The organism is Aquimarina sp. AD10 (genome assembly GCF_003443715.1).
GTDB classification, from domain to species: Bacteria; Bacteroidota; Bacteroidia; order Flavobacteriales; family Flavobacteriaceae; genus Aquimarina; species Aquimarina aggregata.
On sequence record NZ_CP031965.1, the window covers coordinates 1646486 to 1667761 of the forward strand.

Below are 21276 nucleotides of genomic sequence, written 5' to 3' on the forward strand. Positions count from 1 at the left end.
AATGATTGTTGTTTTGGAGCTTTAAAATTAATAAGATTATATCGTAAAATTGTTATAGTTTCCCGAAAATAAAAAAACCTTCTTATTTAGAAGGTTTAGTTTTTCTTTTTCAAGTATCTATTGATCCAAGGACTCGTTGCATAAAGCTATTTAAGGCTTCCTTTTTTGGAGTACCTTGTTTAATCATTTTATCTACTTCTATCGCTCCATATAAATTAGAGATTAATTCTCCCATAACATCTAGTTCTTCATCCTTCAATGAAGGAACCTCGGTTAATGATTCTAATGTTTCGATAGTTTCAACTAAAAAATCCTCATCATTTTCTTCAATAAAATTAACAAGGTGCTTAATTACTGGTAACTTCATCGACTAGTTCTTTAAGAATTTCAAATTTATTGGTCTGCACCTGATTTACAAAGCTTCCTTTAGTAAAAGCAGCAAAAGTAGGTAGGTTATCTACGGTTGCCATTTTTCTTGATTCAGGAAATTTCTCTGCATCAACAACCACAAAAGTAGCATCACTGTTTTCTGTTGCTAGTTTCTTAAATTTTGGTTTCATTATACGACAGTTACCACACCATGATGCCGAATACTGAACAATTACAGTACCATTATCTTCTACCAATTGAGAAAGGTTATCCTCTTTTAATTCTTGAATCATGCTTATTTTTTTAAACTGAAACAAAGTGTTTTCTATCGCAGAACAGAAAACACTTTGTTTCTAATTCTATATTAGTTTGCTGCCAAATAAGAAGCTACTCCTTCTCTATTTGCATTCATTGCTTCTTTTCCTTCTTCCCAGTTTGCAGGACAAACTTCTCCATTTTTTTGAACATGCGCATACGCATCAATTAATCTCAAAAATTCTGCTACGTTTCTTCCTACTGGCATGTGATTTATTCCTTCATGAAAAACTGTACCTTCTTCATCGATTAAATATGTTGCTCTGTAAGTAACATTATCTCCTTCTACAGTAACTACACCTGTTTCTTCATTATACGTTTCATTAGTAATATCAAGAATACCTAATGTGCTAGATAAATTACGATTAGAATCGGCAAGAATAGGATATGTAACTCCTTCGATACCTCCATCATCTTTAGAAGTATTCAACCATGCAAAATGAACCTCTGGTGTATCACAAGAAGCACCAATAACAATAGTGTCTCTTTTTTCAAATTCTTGCATTGCCTCTTGAAAAGCGTGTAACTCTGTTGGGCAAACAAAAGTAAAATCTTTTGGGTACCAAAAAAGTAGTACTTTCTTATTTTTGTTTTTAGCTTCTTCCAAAACATTAAGCTTAAAAGTATCCCCCATATCGTTCATCGCGTCAACGTCTAGATTCGGGAATTTTTTGCCTACAAATGCCATATTTTTCTGTTTAAAATTTATAATTGATTTTTTTGATGGCGCAAATATACATTTACTTAAACAACTATTATAAACAGCCAATTTTAATTCTCTATATCTTAATAGTTTTTACTAATCATACATCTTGTTTCTGATCATTCCTAAAAAATTCTTACAAAAAATAGATAAACCTTACAATAATTACGGATAAATTGTACTTTTTTTACGGTGAATAACACTGTCTTTAATCTATTTTTGTATTTTCGCTTACGGAAATAATTAAATTAATGAACAGAAGTTGAACAACTTTTCAAAACATATAATCCTTTTATTTATAATTGGTTGTACTCAAATAATACAATCACAGAACTCATTGACTTCTGATAGTATCCAAATTTATATAGAAAAAGCTGAAAAACTTCAGAAAGAATACAAGTATGAAAAATCTCTTGAGATAGCGCAAGCTGCTTTGCAGAATGCTAAATACAATAATGATGATAAAAGTCTTGGTCTTATCTATAATATAATAGCTAAGAATTATGAAATTAATGAAGACGATACTAAAGCAAGAGGTAACTATAGAAAAGCACTTACTTATGCTAAAAGCTCGAAGAGTAAAACTTTAGAGACCGATCTTTATAATAACTTAGCCCGAGTATTTACAAAACATAATCTTACAAGAAAGACTGGTGTTGATTATTATAAACAATCTTATCAATACGCAGTAAGCTTAAAAGATACTGCTAGAATGATACGCCCTTTACTAAACCTTGGGGAGTATTATATCTCAAGGAGTGATTTTGATAGTGCTTTCGAATATCTTGATCCTGCAAGAAAATTAATTCAAGATAAATCTTCTAATCTTGATAAAACAAAATTAAATGGACTTTTAGGAAAGTATTTTCTAAATATTAGAGAATATGAAACAGCCGAAGAGCATATTGATCAAGCCATCACCTATTCTTTAGGAGAAACAAAAAATAAAAAAAATGCTGATGAATTAGTTTCTACATATTTTGAATTATTAGCATCTAGCTATGAAACCAAATCAACTTTGTACAAAAAACAAAATGATTATCAAAAGGCATATAATTATCAAAAAAGACAATTTCAAAATATAATAAGAGCTAGAGATTTAAAAAAATTAAAAGAATTAAGAAGAGCCAATATAAAATACGAAGTGGACCTTCTAGAAAAAAGAGCTGAAAAAGCTGAATCTCAAAAAGAAGAAAGTGATGACGAAGTTGCCAAATGGCGAATTATTATCATTCTTGGTATTATATTAATTTTAATTTCTTTAGCATTTTTGATTAGTTCGTATAAAAACAATATTCAAAAGAAAAGATTGAACTCTGATTTAATTGAAAACAATAAAGAACTAATTAGCGCTAAAGAAACAGCAGAACAAGTTTCTACTTTAAAATCACAGTTCATTTCTACGGTAAGTCATGAACTTAGAACACCTCTTTATGGTGTTATAGGTCTTACTTCTCTTTTAATGGAAAATCCCGAAGGAAAGAAAAAGAATGAATACCTAGAATCTTTAAAATTTTCTGGAGATTATCTACTTGCACTTATTAATGATGTTCTTCAGTTAAGTAAAATAGAAACAAATGAAGTACGTCTAGAAAAAGTTTCTTTTGATATTAGAACACTTATAGAAGGTATTGTTAACTCGCTTCACACTAAACAAAAAAGCAATAATAATACAGTTCATATAGATATTGACAAAAAGATAAATACAACCTTGTTAGGTGATTCGGTTCGGTTATCCCAAATATTGATCAATTTAATCGGTAATTCTCTCAAATTCACAAAAGACGGGAACATTTGGGTATCGGTAAAACATCTAGACGGTGATAATGACAATTACCTATTGCGCTTTACAGTTAAAGATGACGGTATTGGGATTCCAAAAAACAAACAACAAACTATTTTTGACAATTTTGCTCAAGTCAAGAATGAGAACCAGGAATATGAAGGAACTGGTTTAGGACTAGCGATTGTTAAAAAACTTATCCATCTTCATAATAGTGAGATAAAAATTAAAAGTCAAGAAGGCAAAGGCTCTGAATTTTATTTTGATCTTTCCTATGAAAAGGCTGTCAAACAAGAAACTATCTCTCTACAAAAAGGAGAAAATATAAGTATTGGTACAAGCAATTTTAATGTTCTTATTGTAGACGATAATAAGATCAATCAGATAGTTACCAAAAACATCTTAAAAAAGAAGGGGTATACTTGTGATATAGCGAGTAATGGTATGGATGCTATTACTATGTTAAAAAACGAGAAATTCGATTTAGTGTTAATGGACATTAATATGCCCGAAATGAATGGTCTTGAAGCCACTAAGGTTATTAGAACATTTAATACGCATATACCTGTGATTGCTTTAACAGCTGTAGAGGAAGGTGAAATCAGAAATCAAGCCTTATCTGTAGGTATGAATGATGTAATCATAAAACCTTACGATACTCAGCAATTCTTCCAAACTATAATGAGAAACATATCTAAAGTCAAAATGGTATAATTCATCATTATAAAATATTAAATTCTTAATATTTAGACCTAATCTGTTAAATCCTATCTAAATTTCTATTGAATATCTTAATTTAGGTGCTTAATTTTTCAAAGTCATCGTTAGCATTATGAATTCAAAGAAACCAGGTTTTAATACCATTTGCACACATCTTGGTGAAATCAAAGATGAGCAGTTCAAAGGTGCTGTGTCACCCATATATCTATCTACGTCTTACGCTTTTGAGGATGTTGATGTAAAACGTTATCCTAGATATTTCAATACTCCAAACCAAGAAGCGCTTTGCAAAAAAATAGCAGCACTTGAAAAAGGAGAATCATCTTTAATTTTTGGAAGCGGAATGGCTGCTATTAGCACAACCTTATTTGCGTTTTTACAAAAAGGAGATCATATTGTATTACAACGAACACTTTACGGTGGTACAGCGAATTTGGTTAATGAAGAATTCGAAAAGTATGGAATAGAGTTTTCTTATGTAGACTCTCAAGGAATTGAAGGTTTTAAAGAAAAAATTAAACCCAACACCAAAGTTATCTATATAGAAACACCGTCTAATCCTTTACTCACTTTAACAGATATTAAGGCAGTTGCAGACATAGCTAAGCAGAATGATATTGTCACAATGATTGACAATACATTTGCTTCTCCTGTAAATCAAAACCCTATAACTTTAGGGATTGATATTGTTTTGCATTCTGCAACAAAATATTTAGGAGGCCACAGTGACATTTTAGCCGGAGCTGTAGTTGCGACTGAAGCTCATATCGATAAAATATTTCAAGTAGCTAAAAACTTTGGCGGTAGTTTAAGTGATTTTACTGTGTGGATGTTAGAACGTAGCATTAAAACTTTAGGAATACGAGTAAAACGTCAAAATAAAACTGCTTTAAAATTAGCAAAGTGGCTTAAAAAACATGATGATATTGCCGCTGTTTATTATCCTGGGCTATCTTCTCATCCAGATCATGAGTTAGCAAAAAAACAAATGAAAGGTTTTGGTGGAATGTTATCTTTTGAACTCAAAAATGGACTAGACGCTAGTACTTTTCAAAAAGAATTAAAATTGATTAAAAGCTCTATGAGTTTGGCTGGAGTAGAAAGTACCATACTATCTCCTCACCTCACCTCACATGCATTACTTTCAGAAGACGAAAGACAGTTACAAGGAATTAATGATGGATTATTAAGGTTTAGTGTTGGAATAGAAGAAAAAGAAGATTTAGTCTATGATATCTCACAAGCTTTAGAAAAAACAAAAATACTAGTATTAGAACATAATATATGAAATTAGATATCCTTGCAATAGGAGCTCACCCAGATGACGTAGAACTAAGTTGTTCTGGCACTATAGCCAAAGAAGTAAGCAGAGGTAAAAAAGTTGGGATTTTAGATTTAACTAGAGGCGAGTTAGGAACTAGAGGAAGCGCCGAAATTAGAGATCAAGAAGCAAAAAGAGCCGCCGAAATTTTAAATGTTCATGTACGAGAAAATTTAGCCTTTAGAGATGGTTTTTTTGTGAATGATGAAAAACATCAATTAGAAATTATTAAGATCATTCGTAAATACAAACCCGAAATAGTGCTTTGCAACGCTATAACCGATCGTCATATCGATCACGGAAAAGGGAGTAAATTAACAAGTGATGCTTGCTTTTTATCTGGATTAAGAAGAATCGAAACAACTTTAGACGGAATGCAGCAAGATGCATGGAGACCGAAACATGTCTACCACTATATCCAATGGAAAAATATAGAACCTGATTTTGTTGTTGACATTTCTGATTATATGGATATAAAAATGGATAGTGTTATGGCCTATAGTTCTCAATTCTATAATGAAAATGACAAAAACTCAGAACCGTCTACTCCTATTTCTAGCAAAAATTTTAAAGATAGTGTTAGGTACAGAGCATACGATTTAGGACGTATTATCGGTGTAGAATATGCAGAAGGGTATACTGTAGAACGCTATGTTGCAGTCGATTCTATTTTTAATTTAATTTAATGCAAAAAAAAGTTTGTAGAAATATAGAAATGCTTTATTTTTGCACCCGAAATTAAATGGTGGTTGTAGCTCAGTTGGTTAGAGCATTGGTTTGTGGTACCAAGGGTCGCGGGTTCGAATCCCGTCTTCCACCCATAATTAAAGGATTGTAAGGAAACTTATGATCCTTTTTTATTTTACTTCTTTATAAAAGGCATATTTACCCTACCAAAAATCAATACTACTTGCAATATATTAAGACACCAAACGCAAAAAGTTTAAAATTAAGTAAACGCTCTTAAACAAAAGAACTGTTATCTTTTTAAACAAGAATGGTGCGGTTGAAAACCCCACCATCTATATTTACGTCATAAATAATCCCCCTTATTTATGAATTTGACGTTCTACAAATTACGGTAAAACCGTAATATCTGCAAATATATTTTTAACAAGTATTAAATACATTATTGATCAACACCATCTACAACTATACGTCTTGCCCTATTAGCTAGTTCCCATGCTGTGTAAAATACTAATTTAGTTCGTGTAGCCATTAAATCATATTCGATTTTATCGGGTGTATCTGTGATTTTGTGATAATCTTCGTGAACTCCATTGAAATAAAATATAATCGGAATATTATGTTTAGCAAAGTTGTAATGGTCGCTTCTAAAATAAAACCTATTAGGGTCATTTCTTTCATTATAAGTGTAGTCTAATTCTAATTGTGTATATTTTTCATTGACCATCTCACTAATAGCATGCAATTCTGTACTAAGCCTATCACTTCCTATCAAATACAGATATTTATTTTTATCTTCTCCTTTATGTTTATCATCAATTCTACCTATCATATCAATATTAAGATCAGCTACTGTATTTTCTAATGGAAAAACTGGATTTTCTGTATAATATCTAGAGCCATATAAGCCTTTCTCTTCTCCTGTAACATGCAAGAACAGGATTGAACGTTTTGGACCTAATCCATCCTTCTTCGCCTTCATAAATGCCTCTGCAATTTCTAACAAAGCAACTGTACCTGACCCATCATCATCTGCGCCGTTAAAAATATTACCGTTCTCATCTTTCCCTACATGATCCAAATGTGCAGAAATCACTATAATTTCACTAGGTTTTTCACTACCCTCTATATATGCTAAAACATTTTCAGATGCTTTTATTCCTCCTCTAAAATAACTTTCAGGAATTTCTTGAAAATAGCTATTATTTTCTATTGGTGAAGGAATTCTCATTCTCTTATATTGTTGCTTTATATATTCTGCAGCTTTTTTTTGACCCGGCTCTCCGGTATCCCTACCTTCAAACTCATCACCCGCAAAAGTATACAAGTATTCTTTAAGTTCTTTTGCCGTGATACGATCGGCATACGCCTTTGCTTTAGGTGAATAATCTACAATGGCCTCAGTCTGAGAGGTACTGGAGTTATTTTTTGATGTTCCGCAACAAGAAACAACAAATAAGCTACAAAGTAATACTATATTTTTCATGCATTAAAGTCCTATATAAAACTACAATATACTGAATTCGTAGCAGATGCGTGTAAGCTTTATTTTATTTCAAAAAAATGCTTTAAAAAAAATTAAAATTATTCTTTTTAGAATTAAAAAAGGTTTTATATTTGCACCCGCATTCAAGGAATACTTGATGAGACTAAACACTGGAGAAATGGCAGAGTGGTCGAATGCACTGGTCTTGAAAACCAGCGAGGGTCACACCTCCGGGGGTTCGAATCCCTCTTTCTCCGCAAAAAGCCTTGTAAACATTTGATTTACAAGGTTTTTTTTTATTTAAACTCCCCCTTGTCCTATAAAAATACTTTTTACTGTCTTAAACTAAGTAAAACCTTTATACTAATTATCTAATATGTTTATTTAATTTGTAACTATACAATTATCATTACAAATGTGTTTTGTAATCCAAATCACAAAAAAGTATCAAACAGAATCAAAAACAATGACCATTTTATACAATCAAAATATATAAACACAACATATGTTTGGAAAAATTATATGTTATAAATGCCATCAAATATTATTAGAGAATATAACGAACTATATCCAAGAAAAGAATTAGAAGATTTTGTAGCTTCTTATTGGGAAAACAAAAATTTAACTGAATTCCCCCAAGAGGTTACTATCTGTCCAGATGGTTACATAAAACTTATAGTTCAATTGAAGGATCATAAAATTGTTGCCTATTTTTTAACCGGTATTTGGGCTAAAGAAATAGACATTATTGTTCCTCCTGGAATTATCACTTACGGAATACGTTTCAAAATAATAGCTCCAGAATATATACTACAACGCGAAGTAAGTTCTCTTTTAAATACTGTAGAACAGTTAAATACCTCTTTTTTTAATATTAGAAATGTAGAGTTCTCTACATTTTCTGAAATCGTAGATCAATTTGAGTATACAATTCTAGATAGATTACCAAATGCCGATGAGATAAAACCAAATAGATTAAGATTGAGTCAATTTTTATACAGTACTTATGGTGACATTCAAGCAAGCGAGGTAGCCATGCAAATATATTGGTCACAACGAACTATTAGTAGGTACTTAAACAAATACATAGGTATTTCACTTAAAAAATATCTTAACATTCAAAAATGTTACAGGGCATATTTTCAAATAAGAGATGGGGCATTTTTTCCAGAAAAAGGATTCTTTGACCAAGCTCATTTTATTCGTGAAGTGAAAAAGCATACTGGTCATACTCCTACACAACTTCATCAACTTCAAAATGACCAATTTATACAATTGAAGAATATGAAGAAGCCATAAGTTTGAAGAAAACTTATTTATGCGAATCTTAAAACAGGAAATCTATTTTCCAATAATAATTGGTATCCATTTTATCTTCTGGGCTATTGATCTATATTTTTACAATGGCAATTTTACAGAAGTATCATCAGACACCTTACTTTTTGGAGAACTCACCAATGAGTCTTGGCAAAATATACATCGTATTCTAGGAGAGGTTTTTTCTTCCTGGGTCGTCACTGTATTTGCTTTTAATTTTCTAATGGCGACTAGAGCACATTGGGTTGAGCATATCTTTGGAGGTTTAGATAAAATGTACTTGATTCACAGACGCTCTGGTGTTATTGCTGTATTTTTATTACTCGCACATTTTATTGTTGTTCCTAGGGATTTAGTAGAATTTAATGCAGGTAAGCCATTAGGGTTTTATGCCTTTATCCTAATCATAATAGGTGTTGTTCTTTCTGCAGCACCTATCTTCAAAAAGAAAATAACTTACCATAAATGGATCAACATTCATAAACTTATGGGCGTGTTTTATGTTATGGGAGTGGCACATGGAATTCTTGTCGATAGTTTAATTAAAGAACTTCCTATAACACGTATATATGTCTTTGGGATGTCATTTATAGGTATTGCAGCTTGGTTTTATAAAGCTTTTCTATTTAATATATTCAACAAACAATTAGAGTATACAATTCAATCAATTAAAGAATTAGGCAATGATACTGTTGAATTGACAATGCATGCTCAATCAAATCCATTACTATATAAAGCAGGACAGTTTGCCTTTTTCAAGTTTCCTTCTATTAGCAAAAGAGAGCAGCATCCATTCACTTTAAGCAGTCATCCTCACGATGAAAATTTGAGAATTACTATAAAAGGTTTAGGAGATTATACATCCGGCTTATCATCAAAATTATCTATTGGAGATATCGTAAAAGTCGAAGGACCATATGGAAAGTTTTCTAGTAGTTACTCAAAAGAAAAAGAGCAAATTTGGATAGCTGGTGGTATCGGAATAACACCATTTCTTTCTTTAATAAAAGATTACTACACTAACAAAGTGACTTTGTATTGGTGTGTAAATGACGAAAGTGAAGCACCTTATAAAAACGAACTAGAAAAACTAAGTAATGATAATCCCCTATTTGAATTTATTTTATGGGATTCTGCATCAAAAGGTCATATCACCGTTGATCATTTAAGCTTAAGAGATCCAGAAAAAAAATCATACCTCATCTGTGGTCCTGATACTTTAAAAGGAAGTATAGTAAAACAGCTCAAAGAAGAAAGAGTAAAACAAAAAAATATTTATGATGAGGAATTTGCCTTCAGATAAAAGCAATTAATAAATAGTATGGAAAAACAAAATTTCAATCCGCTTATAGAAGCAGTAATTTCTATAAGACACTTATCCATAGCATCTTCTAAAAAATGGACAACTATGAAAACAGTTGGTGCTGAAGTACAAAATAATTTAGATCAAATATCAAGTTTGGTAGAAAAACATGCTTCAGAAAGCACTAAAAGTAAATGGAAATCAGAATTGGCTAACTACACCAAAAATCTCGATTGTTTAAAGAAAATTATGGATTTAGCTATTTCTAAGATAAATGAGAAAAAAGCTGAAGGAATTTTTGCAGAATGGAATAATTACCTTCCGTACGCAAATAAATTAAAATCAAACCTTAGAAATCTTCAATCTATCGGAGTGGTTTCGTTACCAGAAAATAAATTTTTAGACTGGAATACTATTTGGTCTAAAATTAATACTGACCATATTAAAATTGAAAATGAAGCTGAGGCCTGTAGTATTCATCTTAAAATGATTGAAGAATATAGTCCAGAAGAAATTGATGATTTAACAGATACTATCCTCAAACATATACCAACAAAATATTCAAAAGACCAAGCCAATCTATATACAGAGGAATATATGAAAGCTTATCAGGATATTAAAAAAGAAGCTAATCAAAAAAAGAATCTGTGGGATAGGTTTTTAGATATTCTTGCAGGAGGGTTACAACAAACACCAGCTCAACGTGTAATGATGCAACGTTGGGTAGATGGTGAAAAAGGAGAATTACACTAAATAACAATTATAAAAACAAAATAATGAACAAAATCTTTTACATAGCTTTTAGTGGCTTAATAATGCTCGCTTCTGGTATATTCTTATTTTTATCAAGTAAAATAGGAGTTGAAATCATTAAGATTCTGGTACCTCTCTTACTTCTGTTATCAGGAATAAGCGCAATTGTTTTCTCTAAATATGAGAAAATACCAAGAATAGCACAACAATATCATATAATACAAGGGGTAGGACTAGTAGCATATGCCATAATATTATTTTTTTTAGCGAATTCACTACCTTCATTTCTTATGATAACTACCTATTTTGTTATTATGTATGGTCTGTTTGAAATAATTTTTATTTTTGGTGTCCTAAACGCAAAACATACAATTAATAAAAGCATTTTAATGAGCCGTGCTATTGCCGGAGGACTTAATTTAGTTGGAGGTTTTTTTCTACTTCTAGCATCTTTAAATGATGAAATACAAGGATTATCAATTGCTGCTCTTTTAATCTCTATCGGTGGGCTTTCTATAGCTATTTTTGCTCATAAATTAAGTGTTAAAGATATTTTATAACTTTCTTATATAATAAAACAATAAGAGTAATACACTTTAGCTACACCTTATATTTATCATTATTAAACGCAAATATTTTAATAGATGTACTACTAAAACGAAATTCTAAATACTAAATCGGCAGTAAAACCTAAGGTACGATTCGAAACTTCTTTGATGGTTCGGTTATTATTATCGTCTTGTACAATTGAATATGTTTGTTGTAAAAGTTGTTTCCTATTATAAAGATTACGTATAGAAAATCCTATTTTGCTATTCCATCGTCCCTCACTTTCAAAGTGATAGAGAGAAGATAAATCTAGTCTGTGATAATCTGGAAGTCTTTTTGAATAAAAAAGGTTATTTGCTTTAATATTATTAATTTCATTTATTGTACCACTGCTCAATTTATTTGATGGTAAACCACTACCATAGGTCCACCCCAACGCAAACTCAAAACGTTTGTATTTATAAGTTTGTGAAATATTAAACCGATGTCTTTGATCGAATACTTCAGGAAAGTATTCTGACTGTAAATCTTCATATTTTACATTATTTTTACCGAAACTATAACTCATCCAAACACGATAATCTAAAATTTGTTTTTTTACAAGAAGATCAATACCAAAACGCTTAGCTTTTCCAGTAGTTAATAGATCACGATTCTCAATAAAATAAATAGACGTTAAAAATGTATCGCTAATTGGGATAGTATTATTAATCCTTTTATAATAACTTTCTAGCTCAAAAGACCAACCATTTTTATCATATAGCGCTCCTAAAGTGAATTGATCACTTTTTTGAATAACCCATGGCGCAAAAAAATCCCCTGCAAAACTTTGATCAGACCAAAACCTATTAACCGTGGATAAAGAATTAAAAAATGATGATCCTTCTCCAGAAATTTCAGGGGTACTGATTTGACTAAAGGATTGATTTTTACGCTCTAATGAGCCTGTAAGCCTTAGATTATTATTTACTTTTACAGTACTATAAATTCTGGGTTCGGTTATCGCTTGCTCAGAAAGGTTGTTGTAATCTGTTCGCACTCCGGCACTAAAAAGAACATGTTCAGAATGAAATCTATACTCCCCATAAGCAATTAAACCTACTTTCGTTCCGAAATTCGATTCTCCAAATAGTGGATTAGAAATGGGTATTTCTTCTACCCCATTACTATCTCTTTGTATATTAGATACAAAATTATCTACTGCAGTAATTACTGTTTGATGCCCTAAAAGAACATGGTGTTTTTTTCCGAAAGGAATATCATAAAATAAATCATAGCCTAACTCTGTGACAATATTTTCGCGTTGAACTTCTTCAGAAGTATTTTCGGAAGTATTAGTATTAGTAATTTTATTATTAAAAGTATAATCAGATAAATAATTGGATAAATATAACTGAAATTGTTTTGTCGTAAATCCTTGCTTTTCTCGTCGCCATGTAAAACTCCCTCCCGGGTTTATTCTTTTTAATCTATCCTCTGCTTCCTCTTCGATCCCATTTTCTGATCTTTTACTTATATTTTTTAACTGATTTTCTACAGAAATAAAACTCCAAGAATAACTATGATCTTCTTTAGGTTTATAACTCAATTTAATATTATAATCAGAAAAAAAATAGTTTAATCCACTTTCTGCTCTACTTGATGAGGCATTTACTCTGGAGTTTTGAAATACTTTAGAAGAAAGACTATTAAAAGTAAACGATTCATAAAGATCTGTTAGAGATCTTCTTCCTGCGACTAGCAATCCTAATTTCTTTGATATTGGAATTTTTAAATACGCATCTCCTCCTAATAAATTAACTCCTAAACCCGCTTTAAAACCATTAAAAAGATCATCATCAGATTGCATATCAATAACCCCTGAAATTCTATCTCCGTAACGTACACTTGTTCCTCCCCTATAGACATTAACTTTTTTTGTGATATAGGGGTTAAAGCTGCTAATTTGATTAAAAAAATGACTATTTTGATACATCTTAATACCATCCCATAAAATAAGGTTTTGATCAGGTGTACCTCCTCTAATATGCAATGCCCCAGGATCTTCTTCTGGACTACTAATACCTGGAATAAGTTGTAAACTCTGAAAAATATCTGGTTCTACAAGTCCTGGAAGTATGGCCAAGGCCTTTGGTGATACCGTAAGGGATGAATTTTTGTTTTTTACTATACCCCTTGTCAAATAATTAGTAAGTACAATTTCGTCTAATTCTTGAACATTATTTTCTAATAAGAATAATTCACAATTTTCTTTTTGGGTTACAATAACATTTTGTGTTGTATAACCCGTATAGGAAAGGGTGATAAGAGCCCCTGGCATGATCTCAAGATTAATCTGTCCAGATATATCTGTAGTGCCTAAATAGTTATCTCCTTGCATAACCAGTACATCGGGGATTTCAAAACTTGTATTCTTATCCCTTAAAATCGCACAGTATGAAATCTCATTACTAGTTTGAATAAGTAAATAGTTATCAGAATCTTCTTCTTCTAAATCAACCTGAATGCTTTTTAAAAGTTCTTTAAAAGAACTGAAGGACAATGTTAACTCAGGAGTTAAAATATAAGATTTTTGCATCCGCTCAACATCATAAGAAAATTGTAAGTTATGCGTAACACTAAAGCTTTGAGCAAGTTCATGTATACTCGTGTATTTATTTGGGGTTGCAACAGTAACCTCTTGTGCACTAGTCACTAAAGAAATACATAGAAGAAGAGTAAAGATGGTTAATTTTAATAATTTCATGTATACTGTAAAAGTACTTTTTTACTTGCAATTTCAAAATCAAAAGTCATACTATTAAAACCAATACTAAGAGGTTTACCCTACCTTATTTTGGCAGTTTATTTAAAAACAACCAATAAACAACTAAAAATCAAAAAATTAACACCGTAATATATATAGAAAAAAACCGAAAAATCATTTTGGTAGAGGTTAATTTTATTTAACAATAGTAATACTTCAAAGATATTCTCTTTTAAACTCTAAAGGCGTTTTAGTAGTTTTTAGCTTAAAAACTTTAGAAAAATAAGCGTAATCCTCATAACCTAATATGTCTGCAATAGCAGATAAAGAATTATCAGAATGCACAATAAGACGTTTTGCTTCTAGCAAAACTCGCTCTGCTATAAGTGCCGATGTTGTTTTGTTTAAAGTATTCTTAGTAATTCTATTTAAATGCTTAGTACTAATATTTAACTGATTTGCATAAAACTTTGCCGATTTTTCAATTTTATAAAATCGCTCAATCTCATTTTCTAAAATCCTTATAGTTTGCAAATATGTAGATGATGAAGTTTGACCTAAGGACACCGAGGAAACATAGCACCGAGCCAAATCTATATATGCTAAATTAACAAGGCTAGCTAGTTTTTGTCTCTTATACGTCAGGTTTTCATGATACTCCAAGTTAATTTCTTCAAAACATCTTTGTAGTAAGGGGATTTCATGCTTGGTTAATAACAGATTAGGAGGGTTTTTATGAGAATAATAAAATGGAAACTGGGTCAGTTTTTTATTTGAAAAATAAAAATCATAAAAATCTTGAGTGTGAAAAAATATAAAACCTTCGGGATCTTCTGTGAATTTCCAATAATGTGTTTGTCCTGGCTTCAAAAAAAACACGCTTCCAGGTTGGATTGTGTAACTATTAAAATCAACTTCATGAATTCCTGACCCTTTAGAAAATATAACGCACAGAAAAAAATCATGCTTATGCGGTTTATGAAAAATTTTATCATTCTGTTTTAAGTGCTTTCTTAAATCATTACTATAAAAATCAGCCAAAAACTCTTCATGCTCAAATTGCTCTATATTTAGAATTGGGATTCCGCTCATAAAACTAGTTTATGTCTTAAAAGTACAAAAAATAGAGAATATTATATAAGTACTTAATTCTAATATATTATTAATTTTGTAATATAATTATTGTATTTACATGATTTTCAAGCTACTTCAGGTACAAAATGACTATACTAAGCTTATCGTTATGAATATAAAAAGGTCTAAAAAATACAAACTCAATACACTTGTCTAAATCATAATACAATACATCATTAATCTATAGTAAAAGATACCCGTATGAAATTCTTAAAAGGCACAAAATTATATAGTATTGTAAGTGGAAAATGTCCTGTTTGTCAAAATGAAAGTATGTATTCAGAAACCAATCCATACAAGTTAACTAAAACATTGAAGATGCAAGAAAGATGTAGTTCTTGTAATACCAAATATAAAATAGAACCCTCTTTTTTTTATGGTGCTATGTATGTGAGTTATCCTGTGGGAATAATGTTTGCAGCAACTGCGTTTATAGTAGCACACCTCATATTTAATCTAAATTTAATTGTTACCTATGGTGTTATTGTAATTGTAATGATTAGTATGTTACCCATTATCATAAGATTATCTCGAAATATTTGGATTAACTTTTTTATGCATTATGGAAAACCCAAAGTAAAGAATACATTATGAAGTTTACTGGGCACACCCAAGAATATATATATCTAAATACCATTACCAGTCAAAATTGTAGTGTTCTTCAAGAAAGTATCGAAAGTAGTTTAACAATTTTATGGTTTCAGTCTAATAAAAATATAATTAGTATCGATGGAAAGGAAGAAGTATTTACACAAAATCAGATAGTATTTCTCACTGAGTTTCATAAAGTAATTCCTAAAAAAATTGGTACGATTAGAGTTCTGCGATTTAACAGGCCTTTTTATTGTGTTTTAGATCATGATAGTGAAGTGGGATGCAAAGGAATTCTATTTTTTGGTGCTGCTCAACTTCCTGTTATACAAATCCCTGAAGCGGAACTTACTAAGTTTAACACTCTTTGGGAAATGTTTATGATTGAAATTCAATCTGATGACAAATTGCAAATAGACATGCTTCAAATAATGTTAAAACGCTACCTTATATTATGCGCCAGGTTATATAAGGCACAAAAAAAGTATCCTGAAAAAGAACAAGAAATTAATATTTTAAGAGAATACAACTTTTTAGTAGAGCAACATTTTAAAGATAAGCATAGTGTTGCCCAATATGCCGAGCTTTTGCATAAATCTCCCAAAACACTGTCTAATATTTTTTCAAGATTTGATTCTAAAACTCCGTTGCAATATATACAAGAACGCATCATGTTAGAAGCTCGAAGGTTGTTACATTACACTGAAAAACCGATAAAGGAGATTTCATACGATTTAGGTTACGATGACATACAGGCATTTAGTAGGTTTTTTAAGAAGCAAGAAGGAATTTCTCCTTCTGAATTTAAAAAATTATTGAATAATAAAGCCGTTTGAAATATATTTCAAACGGCTTTATTAATAGTATTACACCAAATCAATCTAGTAAAGCATCTAACTTTTCTCTTAATTGAAACTCTGGTGCTGCTCCAATTAACTGATCTACTATTTTTGAATCTTTAATAAAGAAAAGCGCAGGAATATTTCTTACTTTAAATCGTGCAGCTAATTCATTATTTTGATCAACATTTACTTTTCTAACCTCAACCTTACCATTATACTCGGTAGATAATTTTTCGACTATAGGTAAAAGTGTTTGACATGGACCACACCAATCTGCATAAAAATCTAATACGATAGGTTTACCTTCACCTAATACTGCTGTAAATTGTTGATTATTTTCTATTGCTTTCATTATATTAACCTTTAAGTGTATTATACAATAGATTCTAAAACATTAGAATCTACAAATTCCCAATCCCCTCGTACCATTCTGGTTACATAACAATTATCTGCTTCTTTTATAAGTAAAGCTCTTTGTTCTTCGGATATATTTCCTTCAATACTTATAGAAGATTCTACTCTTGTTTTTAATGTACCATTATCTTGTCGCGAGACTACTTGTGATAAATTGGCATCAACATTACCAATTTCCCAACCTTTTCTACGAGCCACGTTACGTATTGTAGCCACTTTACACATTGATATTCCCGCTAGTAAAAATTCTACTGGCGAAAATCCTAAATCTGTACCTTTTGCGGATATTGGTTCATCACCAATTACTGCATGTTTACCATTACTTATAACGGATTGATATCCTGTTGGAATATTTTTTATTTTTATCTCTGTTGCCATAATATTATTTTTTAAAATCATTAATTTCTTTTACAATTTCTTTTGTCGTAAAAACATGACTTGCAATCATTTGAAAATTAACTACAGAAGCTTCATAAGCGTTTAATCCTGGTAGAATCGCACCTGCAGTTGCGTCTTTTACAACTGAAACTCGAAAGCCTGACTCAACCAAATCTCTCATATGTGATTCTGTACATAAATTAGACGACATTCCTGCTAAAATTACGTTATCAAATCCGTGCTTACGAAGTTGCAATGCTAAATCATTAGACTCTGGACCATACACTTTATGTGGGTTTGTTACAATTACATTATCCTCCTCGATGTATTTTTTATAGCGATCTAACCAATCCGCTCCTGAACCTTCAAAACCATCGGTTTTTAAGACATGAGTTCGATCGAACATATTTATTTTATGCATTAATGCTTCTAAGGCCCCTTCTATTTTCCAGTTATGATCATGTTTAAAATAATAATGTGGAGAGACAAATACTGTTATATTCTTCTTTTTAGCTATTTTAAAAAGTTCTTCGAGGTTTTCTACTGTATTGTTTGCTGTTACACTTTCTCCTACTACTCCCCATGTTACACCATTAGGGCTTAAAAAATCGTTTTGCGGATCGGTTATTACTATTGCCGTTCGTGAATCTACTGTGAATCCTGGATCTGGTAATTGAGCAAATGTGCTTAGTCCTGATAATACTGCTATTACTACTGTTATTATTTTTTTCATTGTCTTATTTTTTAAAAGTTATACTTAATTTGACAATGCAAAGATGAGATAGAAACAGAGGTATCTGGTAGGTAACTATTCCTGAAGAGTTGGCAATTATTCCTTTAATAAATTGGTGGAGATACGAACTTATATTCGTATTGTTTAAAAATAATCTTAATCATAAAAATCACATACAATCCTTTTACCGTGATATGCTTTCGCATTTACAAATTCATGTAGTCTTGCAATATTAGCCGTAGTTATTGATCCTGCAGGCATTATTTCTAATTTTTCTTGAACCAATTCAATCATGCCTCTCAATGTTTTCTTTCCTTCTTCTGCTGTGGTTTTACCTCCCGAAGTTAATATTGTAGTCACAGAATCTATCATTAAGAGCTGTTCTAGTGCTTGCATTATATTGGGTGTCTTATCGATGGCTTTATGAATCGTTACTTTTATAGGAAATGCAACTTTTGCTAATTCAGAAATAGTTTTTACGTCTAAAGTATTATCTCGTTTTAATACCCCAAATACTACTCCTTCTATACTTTGGGTTTTGCAATATTTTATCTGCATTTTCATCTTTCTTATTTCTTCTTGAGAATATGTAAAATCACCACCTCGCGGACGTATCATTATACGAATGGGAATATTAACTCTTTCCTTTACTTCTCTAATAAGTTCAAATGAAGGTGTAATTCCACCTGCATCTAAATTAGCACACAATTCGATTCTATCTGCTCCAGCTTTTTCTGCCCGTATAGCCTGTTTTAACGTTTCTACACAAGCCTCTTTTATATAATTCATATTCATAAATTATAATCTAGAATAAAAACTATTATCAATTAATCTTGCTGCACCTAATAATGCAGCATTTTCTTGAAGTTTACTTTTAATAATTGGTATCCTAGTATTAGATGTACTCTTAGCTTTCTTTAATTGAGTTTCAAAAAAAGACCATGCATTACAAATATTACCTCCAACAACTACAGCTTCTGCTTTAAAATCGACTATCCATGGAGCTAAAAATAGTATTAAGTTTTCTGCGAATTCATTAAAAATTTGATTTTTAATTTGATCCATATTCTTCAACTTTACAAGATCTTTTACACCTTTAATTTCGTCTCCGGTAAGTTCATAATATCGCCTTTGAAACCATTGTGTTGAAAAATGAGTATCTGCAATATCATCTCCAAATGGCAAATGATATAACTCGCCATGTAACGGAACTCCTTCACCACTCGTTACAGGAATTCCTTTATCTATAAAAGTAGCCCCAAAACCGGTACCTAATGTTATTGCAATTGATTTTTTAAATGTTATTAATTCACCAGTCCATGCTTCTCCTATCCCAAAGCAAGCAGCGTCGTTATAAAAACGTATTGGAAAAGACGGATCTAATTTTAATTGTTCTCGAATTGTATTTTTAAGGTTTATATTGTATAATGTTTCAAACTTATGTTCTCCTTTATCGGGAAAAACACCATTCTTATAATCAAAAGGACCTGGTATTGCAATACCAATGCCTTTAAGTTTTTTTATATCCAGATGATCAATGGCTAAATCCATCGTAGAAATCCAACTCTCTAGTATAAGATTCTGATCATCTTTATGATCTATTTTCATAGTAAAAAGTTGTTGTATTTGATCTTTATGATTTTCCTGTATAATTGCCACTGTAATATGACTTCCTCCTATATCAACTCCTAATACCATTCGAAAACTACATTTAAATTATTTATTAGATTACATTTTTTACTTTATACCCGATCAATCCATAAAAAACCAAGTACGAGTAACAAATCACTGGTATAAAAAATGATAACTGGATACCTATACTATCGGCTATAGCACCTTGTAATAATGGTATTAAAGCGCCACCAACAATCATCATTACCAATAAAGAAGAGGCCTGACTAGTATATTTACCTAAATTTTTAATTGCTAGCGTAAATATATTGGACCATAAAATAGAATTAAATGCTCCTATAGCAATTGCGCTCCAAAAAGCAATTGCTCCATTAGTAATCATCATAATCAATAGAAGGACAATAACGATTCCTGCGAACAATGTTAATACATTTGATGGTTTTGTTCCTCCTACAAGAAATGCTAAATAGTTTATTAATAAGAAAACAATAAACAACCAGATTTTGGCAAAAGGTACTAGTTGCAATGAAAATATACCTTCTTCAATTTTTATAGCTGTTATAAAATATAATACAAAAAAGAAAACTACAGACAGACCAGCCATAATTATATATTTTCTTGTTGCATCTGTTATACTTCCCATTGAAACAGATCCCAAAAATCTACCTATCATAGCGCCACCCCAATAATACGATAAAAACACACCAGCTTCAGCTTCCTCCATCCCCATAATGTTTTCTAATCCAAAAAAGTTGATTAAGAAACTACCCACAGAAACTTCTCCTCCTACATAAAAAAAGATAGCAAACATCCCTAAAACCACATGTCTAAATTTTAATACTCCTAATCCCTTTTCTATTTTTTCGGTATTAACAAAAGAAGGTAATTTTATAAATTTGATAATAATGGCTAATGCAAAAAAAAGACATCCGTAAATAAGGTAAGGCATCTTTAAGGAATCTACCGTAATTTCTCCGTTTGAAAATACCTTATACAATAATACTGCTCCAATAATAGGAGCTAAAGTAGTACCAAAAGAATTAAATCCTTGTGCTAAATTAAGTCTACTAGAAGCTGTTTCTGGTTTACCCAGTATTGCTGCATAGGGATTTGCTGTTATCTGTAAAATTGTAACTCCAGAAGCTAGAATAAACAGAGCTCCTAAGAATATAATATATCGTTGATAACCTGCTGCAGGATAAAATAGGCAGCAACCAATACCACATAATATCAGGCCTATAATAATTCCATTTTTATATCCTATTTTGGCAATAGGATCCCCTTTGCTCACAGAAATAATAAAGTATATTAATGAAATTACGAAAAATGCTCCAAAAAACGCAAATTGTATTAATGCTGCTTGAAAATAGCTAAGTTCAAAGACGGCTTTTAAATGCGGAATCAGAACATCATTCATTACTGTAATAAACCCCCACATAAAGAATAAAAAAGTTATTGTAATAAATGGTTTTTTATAGTTTGTTTTTTCGTTATTCATAA

At 31.0% G+C, this 21276-nt stretch carries 21 protein-coding genes and 2 tRNA genes; 11 read left to right on the forward strand and 12 right to left on the reverse strand.

All coding sequences use genetic code 11. From position 1 onward, the window contains the following. Positions 1 to 109: 109 nt before the first annotated feature. The 3 genes from D1816_RS07020 to D1816_RS07030 form a co-directional block, all read right to left on the reverse strand. Positions 110 to 367, reverse strand: a complete 258-nt coding sequence (locus tag D1816_RS07020; protein WP_066317901.1) for a hypothetical protein — start codon at positions 365 to 367, stop codon at positions 110 to 112. After that, positions 348 to 662 (reverse strand): co-chaperone YbbN, encoded by a 315-nt coding sequence (locus D1816_RS07025; protein WP_066317903.1) that lies wholly within the window; start codon positions 660 to 662, stop codon positions 348 to 350. The genes D1816_RS07020 and D1816_RS07025 overlap by 20 nt, the downstream gene beginning before the upstream one ends. A 71-nt stretch (positions 663 to 733) precedes the next feature. Beyond that, the gene (locus D1816_RS07030) at positions 734 to 1372 is read right to left on the reverse strand and encodes a peroxiredoxin (RefSeq protein ID WP_066317906.1); all 639 of its coding nucleotides are present in this window, start codon (positions 1370 to 1372) and stop codon (positions 734 to 736) included. Positions 1373 to 1724: 352 nt separating this feature from the next. Between D1816_RS07030 and D1816_RS07035 the strand changes: the two genes are divergently transcribed. The 4 genes from D1816_RS07035 to D1816_RS07050 all read left to right on the forward strand — a co-directional run bounded on the left by D1816_RS07035 (position 1725) and on the right by D1816_RS07050 (position 6031). Beyond that, positions 1725 to 3884 carry a response regulator gene (locus D1816_RS07035; RefSeq protein ID WP_082832546.1) on the forward strand — a complete coding sequence of 720 codons (2160 nt, stop codon included), beginning with the start codon at positions 1725 to 1727 and terminating at the stop codon, positions 3882 to 3884. Positions 3885 to 4002: 118 nt separating this feature from the next. Continuing rightward, positions 4003 to 5178 (forward strand): PLP-dependent aspartate aminotransferase family protein, encoded by a 1176-nt coding sequence (locus D1816_RS07040; RefSeq protein WP_118501826.1) that lies wholly within the window; start codon positions 4003 to 4005, stop codon positions 5176 to 5178. Continuing rightward, positions 5175 to 5897, forward strand: a complete 723-nt coding sequence (bshB1, locus tag D1816_RS07045) for a bacillithiol biosynthesis deacetylase BshB1 (RefSeq protein ID WP_118501828.1) — start codon at positions 5175 to 5177, stop codon at positions 5895 to 5897. The genes D1816_RS07040 and bshB1 overlap by 4 nt, the downstream gene beginning before the upstream one ends. A gap of 58 nt (positions 5898 to 5955) precedes the next feature. Further along, positions 5956 to 6031, forward strand: a tRNA-His gene (locus tag D1816_RS07050). 309 nt (positions 6032 to 6340) lie between these two features. On the opposite strand, the gene D1816_RS07055 is transcribed toward D1816_RS07050, so the two are convergent. Further along, positions 6341 to 7384, reverse strand: coding sequence for a M28 family metallopeptidase (locus tag D1816_RS07055; RefSeq protein ID WP_118501830.1), 1044 nt, complete (start codon positions 7382 to 7384; stop codon positions 6341 to 6343). Positions 7385 to 7556: 172 nt separating this feature from the next. Here D1816_RS07055 and D1816_RS07060 point away from each other — a divergent pair. From D1816_RS07060 to D1816_RS07080, 5 genes are all read left to right on the forward strand, one after another. Continuing rightward, positions 7557 to 7641 (forward strand) — tRNA-Ser (locus D1816_RS07060). Between the two features lie 274 nt (positions 7642 to 7915). Continuing rightward, the gene (locus D1816_RS07065; RefSeq protein ID WP_066317913.1) at positions 7916 to 8683 is read left to right on the forward strand and encodes an AraC family transcriptional regulator; all 768 of its coding nucleotides are present in this window, start codon (positions 7916 to 7918) and stop codon (positions 8681 to 8683) included. A 19-nt stretch (positions 8684 to 8702) separates the two neighbouring features. Beyond that, the gene (locus D1816_RS07070; RefSeq protein WP_118501832.1) at positions 8703 to 10004 is read left to right on the forward strand and encodes a ferric reductase-like transmembrane domain-containing protein; all 1302 of its coding nucleotides are present in this window, start codon (positions 8703 to 8705) and stop codon (positions 10002 to 10004) included. Between the two features lie 18 nt (positions 10005 to 10022). Next, positions 10023 to 10757, forward strand: coding sequence for a hypothetical protein (locus D1816_RS07075; protein ID WP_118501834.1), 735 nt, complete (start codon positions 10023 to 10025; stop codon positions 10755 to 10757). A gap of 23 nt (positions 10758 to 10780) precedes the next feature. Then, a complete protein-coding gene (locus tag D1816_RS07080; protein WP_147405053.1) occupies positions 10781 to 11317 on the forward strand; it encodes a hypothetical protein in 537 nt (178 codons plus the stop codon). A gap of 92 nt (positions 11318 to 11409) precedes the next feature. On the opposite strand, the gene D1816_RS07085 is transcribed toward D1816_RS07080, so the two are convergent. Together D1816_RS07085 and D1816_RS07090 are read right to left on the reverse strand one after the other, a co-directional pair. Then, positions 11410 to 14052 carry a TonB-dependent siderophore receptor gene (locus tag D1816_RS07085; RefSeq protein WP_118501839.1) on the reverse strand — a complete coding sequence of 881 codons (2643 nt, stop codon included), beginning with the start codon at positions 14050 to 14052 and terminating at the stop codon, positions 11410 to 11412. Positions 14053 to 14268: 216 nt separating this feature from the next. Beyond that, positions 14269 to 15144 carry an AraC family transcriptional regulator gene (locus D1816_RS07090; RefSeq protein ID WP_066317926.1) on the reverse strand — a complete coding sequence of 292 codons (876 nt, stop codon included), beginning with the start codon at positions 15142 to 15144 and terminating at the stop codon, positions 14269 to 14271. 243 nt (positions 15145 to 15387) lie between these two features. Between D1816_RS07090 and D1816_RS07095 the strand changes: the two genes are divergently transcribed. Beyond that, on the forward strand, positions 15388 to 15780 hold the full coding sequence (locus D1816_RS07095) for a DUF983 domain-containing protein (protein WP_118501841.1): 393 nt from the start codon (positions 15388 to 15390) through the stop codon (positions 15778 to 15780). Then, complete coding sequence (locus tag D1816_RS07100; RefSeq protein WP_118501843.1) at positions 15777 to 16613, forward strand: AraC family transcriptional regulator; 837 nt, start codon at positions 15777 to 15779, stop codon at positions 16611 to 16613. The genes D1816_RS07095 and D1816_RS07100 overlap by 4 nt, the downstream gene beginning before the upstream one ends. A gap of 40 nt (positions 16614 to 16653) precedes the next feature. On the opposite strand, the gene trxA is transcribed toward D1816_RS07100, so the two are convergent. From trxA to D1816_RS07130, 6 genes are all read right to left on the reverse strand, one after another. Then, on the reverse strand, positions 16654 to 16971 hold the full coding sequence (trxA, locus tag D1816_RS07105; protein ID WP_118501845.1) for a thioredoxin: 318 nt from the start codon (positions 16969 to 16971) through the stop codon (positions 16654 to 16656). Positions 16972 to 16991: 20 nt separating this feature from the next. Beyond that, on the reverse strand, positions 16992 to 17411 hold the full coding sequence (locus D1816_RS07110; RefSeq protein ID WP_118506223.1) for an OsmC family protein: 420 nt from the start codon (positions 17409 to 17411) through the stop codon (positions 16992 to 16994). Between the two features lie 4 nt (positions 17412 to 17415). Then, the gene (locus D1816_RS07115) at positions 17416 to 18144 is read right to left on the reverse strand and encodes an isochorismatase family protein (protein ID WP_118501847.1); all 729 of its coding nucleotides are present in this window, start codon (positions 18142 to 18144) and stop codon (positions 17416 to 17418) included. Between the two features lie 156 nt (positions 18145 to 18300). Continuing rightward, entirely contained in the window at positions 18301 to 18933 is a 633-nt protein-coding gene (locus D1816_RS07120; protein WP_233565253.1) for a copper homeostasis protein CutC, read from the reverse strand. 9 nt (positions 18934 to 18942) lie between these two features. Next, positions 18943 to 19842 carry an ROK family protein gene (locus D1816_RS07125; RefSeq protein ID WP_118501851.1) on the reverse strand — a complete coding sequence of 300 codons (900 nt, stop codon included), beginning with the start codon at positions 19840 to 19842 and terminating at the stop codon, positions 18943 to 18945. Between the two features lie 25 nt (positions 19843 to 19867). Further along, positions 19868 to 21274, reverse strand: coding sequence for a sugar MFS transporter (locus tag D1816_RS07130; RefSeq protein ID WP_118501853.1), 1407 nt, complete (start codon positions 21272 to 21274; stop codon positions 19868 to 19870). Positions 21275 to 21276 lie beyond the last annotated feature (2 nt).